Annotated in this window: 3 protein-coding genes and 2 pseudogenes; 2 read left to right on the forward strand and 3 right to left on the reverse strand. The window is 65.3% G+C overall.

What is annotated here, in order from left to right; translation table 11 throughout:
- Positions 1–429: pseudogene (locus ACH2EI_RS08900) on the reverse strand (hypothetical protein); the annotation flags it as partial.
- 69 nt (positions 430–498) lie between these two features.
- Between ACH2EI_RS08900 and ACH2EI_RS08905 the strand changes: the two are divergent.
- Complete coding sequence (locus ACH2EI_RS08905; protein WP_395153335.1) at positions 499–762, forward strand: hypothetical protein; 264 nt, start codon at positions 499–501, stop codon at positions 760–762.
- Positions 749–1,579 carry an inositol monophosphatase family protein gene (locus ACH2EI_RS08910; RefSeq protein WP_395153336.1) on the forward strand — a complete coding sequence of 277 codons (831 nt, stop codon included), beginning with the start codon at positions 749–751 and terminating at the stop codon, positions 1,577–1,579. Before ACH2EI_RS08905 ends, ACH2EI_RS08910 begins: the two co-directional genes overlap by 14 nt.
- Positions 1,580–1,724: 145 nt before the next feature.
- On the opposite strand, the gene phnE is transcribed toward ACH2EI_RS08910, so the two are convergent.
- Both phnE and ACH2EI_RS08920 read right to left on the reverse strand, forming a co-directional pair.
- Positions 1,725–3,503 (reverse strand): phosphonate ABC transporter, permease protein PhnE, encoded by a 1,779-nt coding sequence (phnE, locus tag ACH2EI_RS08915; RefSeq protein ID WP_395159751.1) that lies wholly within the window; start codon positions 3,501–3,503, stop codon positions 1,725–1,727.
- Positions 3,503–3,821 (reverse strand): annotated as a pseudogene (locus tag ACH2EI_RS08920) (phosphonate ABC transporter ATP-binding protein); the annotation flags it as partial. The pseudogene ACH2EI_RS08920 and the gene phnE, both read right to left, overlap by 1 nt.

The following is a 3,821-nucleotide window of genomic DNA, read 5'->3' on the forward strand; positions in this document are numbered from 1 at the left end:
CCCGAACATCGCTCGCCCCGCCATGCTCCGAACGGATGCGACCCGGGCGTCGACCACACAGGCCAGTTCACTGCGGACGAGTTCGCCGGCGCACCATGCGATCAGAGCGTCGTCCGACCCCACGCCAGCTCCGGCAATCACGCACGCCGTGAGGCGCATGCTCCGGGTGACCGGATCTTCGAGTTCGTGGGCCGATGCGGCCCGGATCTCCACGACACGGCCGCCGGCCTGTTCGACCGCAAACGCGATGGCCGGGATGTCGATCCCACGACTCGGACGGATCAGCAGGTCGTCGATGCGAACGGTCCCGTCGACGCTGTGGACGTCGATCTCCACGACGTCGATACCCAGTCGGCCCAGACCGACGAGCACGGCACCGAGGCGTCCGGGGTGGTCGCCGACTTCGAGACGGAGGCGATGGAGGTCCATGTGAGTCCTTTCGACGGAACAGAACAGTGACATGCTGCCCGCACGACATCACGGCAGGATGACGAGACGGTGACCACCACGTGGAATCTGTCGCATATGGGCCTCCAGGGATGGGGTCGAATGGTCGCCACCACCGGCGGCCGCGGCGACCTCGCCGGGTCCTGGTGGACATTGGGACCCCATCGCCCGACACCGACTGACCCGTCGTCCCCATCCAACCTTCGCGTCGCTATCGCATCGCCGACGTCGACCAAGAGTTCGTCGCGTCTTCACTCGGACGACACCGGGATGCCAACCGGACACGTCATCGTGGTCGACAATGACAACGATTGACAGACTGCCGTCCCTGCTCGCCGAGGCCGCCAACGCTGCGAGCGATGCCTACGCGCATGCAATGGCGACGCTGGACGGCACCGAACGCCGCCGGACCGTAGGACCCGGAGCCGACGGGACAGAGACGTACTTGCTCGACGTCATCGTAGAACGTCCGATCCTCGACGTTCTCGACGCCGCCGGCGTGAACGTGCTCTCCGAGGAGGTCGGGTGGATCGACCGGGGCTCAGCGGTGACCATCGTCATGGACCCCGTCGATGGCACGGCGAACGCCGCAGCAGGTGTCCCCATCTGCGGATTCGCGGCAGCTGCCGTCATCGACGATCGGGTCGAGTTCGCCCATGTCGAATGGTTCGACACCGGCCGGGCCTGGGCCGCAGCACGTGGCGAGCGGTCCTCGGGCGTTTCGATGCAGGTGAGCCTCGATGGCGCTTCGTTGTCGATGCTGCGCCCGCGAGCGACGACTCGTCCGGCGTGGCATGAGCTGGCCGAGCGGGCTGATCGCATCCGGGTGCTCGGTGCGTCGGTCCTCGAGGCCGCACTGGTAGCTGACGGTGCGGTCGACGCGTTCTGCGACCCCGGCGGCGACGTGCACCGCATCGTCGACGTGGCCGCGACCTCGCTCATCGTCGAGAACGCCGGTGGTCACGTGCGTGACGTCTGGGGCCGGCCGTTCACGTTCGATCCCGATCTTTCGAAGCGCTGGAGTGGCGTGTTCGCATCCTCGATCGGTCTCGCCGAGGAGATCGTCGACGTGGTGACACGCCACGTACCGGCACCGCTGCCGGAGGTGACCTCCGTGACGAGGTCTGCGTGATAACCGACACTCGTCATGTTCGCTGCGCCCGCCATGGAGTTCACGGTGTTCGGGGCGCCATCGCACGGCTGACCGCTGCGACAACCGACCGCCTCTGAGGCCGTCGTAGCACCGCAGTCCACACTACGTCGACGGGGACGACGCGTCAGGTGATCTGACGGTCGACCCAGTTGGAGACGACTTCGATGGCTCCGACGATGACGAAGATGCACAAGATGATGCCGCCGGTGACTTCGAAGTTCAGTGTGCGCATCGAGTTGCTCAACAAGAAGCCGATGCCGCCTGCGCCGACGATGCCGAGCACGGTCGAGGCGCGCAGGCTGACGTCGAAAATGTAGAGGCCTTGGCTGACGAGGGCTGGCCACACCTGGGGCGCAACGCCAGAGGCAGTGTCCTGAAGTCGGGTTGCGCCGGTGGACACAACTCCTTCTCGCGGACCGGATCGGGCTTCTTCGATCGTGTCGGCGAAGAGTCGTGTGGAGAACCCGAAGATGCCGACGGCCAGTGCGAGCGTTCCGGTTCTGGGGCCGAGTCCGAGGGCTGCGACGAAGAGCACGGCGAGGACGAGTTCGGGGGTTGCGCGGACCAAGATCATCACGAAGCGGGTCACTCGAAAGACGAGTCTGCTCGGCGCGACGTTCGATGCTGCGAGGAACGAGAGCGGCAGCGCGGCGAGCATTGCCATGAACGTCGCGGCAAGTCCCATGGCGATGGTTTCCACGAGGTCGCTTCGGATCTGGCTCGTCCAGAAGTCGAAGTTGCTGGGTACGAGTCGTAACAGGGTCGAAGGGATGTCGATCAGTGAGGTGAAGAATCGGCCGACAGCGATGTCGGGCAGGACGAACGAGAGGATCGTGCACACGACGACTCCTCCAGACAGAGCGGCCAGCTTGATTCGTTCTTTGTTCCACGGCGGCGACAGCGGAACATCACCGGCCTCGTTCGCATGCCTCGCCGCTCTTTCGGGCGGATCGTCCACGACCGTGCGGTTGCGAGTTCGGCGACGGAGCGCTCGTGCGAGCAGGCCGGTCAGCGAGAACCGCGTACCAATGGCGCCGGTGCGCTTGCCGAACGGGTCGCTGTCGCCGAGAATCGTCTTGCGGGCTGCCTGGGACAGCAACTCCATTGCGATCACTGCGACGATGACGACCAAGGTGACCCCGAGCAGCTCCTGATATCGGAGGCTGCCCTGATAACCGCGAATGGCGAGCCCGATACCACCGCCGCCCACCAGGCCGATGAGCGAACCTTCACGGAAGTTGATTTCAACGCGGTAGAGCGATGTTGCGATCACCGACGGGATCATCTGCGACCACACGCCAGTGAGAAGTTCCTGGCCGCGTGATGCGCCGGTGCTCGCTACGCCGTCTCGCGGTCCGAGTTCGATGTTGTCGGCTGCGGCGGAGAACAACTTGCCACAGAAGCCGATCGAGTGGATGCCGAGGGCGAGGATGCCGGCGATCGGGCCGATACCGAAGACTCGCACGAAGACGAGTGCGAGGACGAGCGACGGGACAGCGCGGGCGAACGCGATGATTGCGCGGCTCGTGCCGCGCACGATTGAGTTGTGCGACACATTGCGTGAAGCGAGAAGCCCGAGAGGGATCGAGAGAACGACTCCGATGAACGTTCCGAGAAACGCCATGAAGAACGTGTCGACGAGCAGGTTCAGAATCTGGGTTCGGTCGTCGGCCGGGATGAATGGCGGCCACATCCGCTGGATGAGGTTCCAGGTGTCGGGCCATCCATCGATGAGTGCGAAAAGCGACATGTCGACGCGGCGTAGTCCCCAGATCGCGCCGATGATGAACGCCAGGGCAATGGCTGCGAGCTGCACCCGTCGCCGCGTCCAGGGGGCGGCGAGCGGGACGTCGCGGAAGGCTCGGGTCGGGTCGGCGTGGACAGCGTCGGCGGTGGCTGTCATCAGGCCGAGATCCGCACGGGGGCCGGGTCGGCCACGTACTCGCTGACCTTTGCGCCTGTCGGGTCGAGGCGTTGGTAGACCCCCATGATGCGGGCGTGATCGATCGAGCCGTCGACCGGGCTGTCGAGCACGACCTTGCCGTCGCGCAGGCCCAGCAATCGGTGGGCCCAGTCGATCGCGAGGTCGACTTGGTGGAGGCTGCACAGCACGGTGATGTTGTCTTCGACGCAACACCGGAAGAGCACGTCCATGACCTGCCCTGATATCTCGGGGTCGAGCGATGCAACGGGTTCATCTGCGAGCACGATGCGCGGGCGC

Origin of the sequence: Ilumatobacter sp. (assembly GCF_041688325.1) — a bacterium.
In the GTDB taxonomy this organism is placed as follows: Bacteria; Actinomycetota; Acidimicrobiia; order Acidimicrobiales; family Ilumatobacteraceae; genus Ilumatobacter_A.

What these genes read in the sequence shown, in the direction of transcription:
- phnE (WP_395159751.1), bottom strand. Translation starts at nt 3,503, where the DNA reads ATGACAGCCACCGCCGACGCTGTCCACGCCGACCCGACCCGAGCCTTC.
- ACH2EI_RS08910 (WP_395153336.1), top strand. Translation starts at nt 749, where the DNA reads ATGACAACGATTGACAGACTGCCGTCCCTGCTCGCCGAGGCCGCCAAC.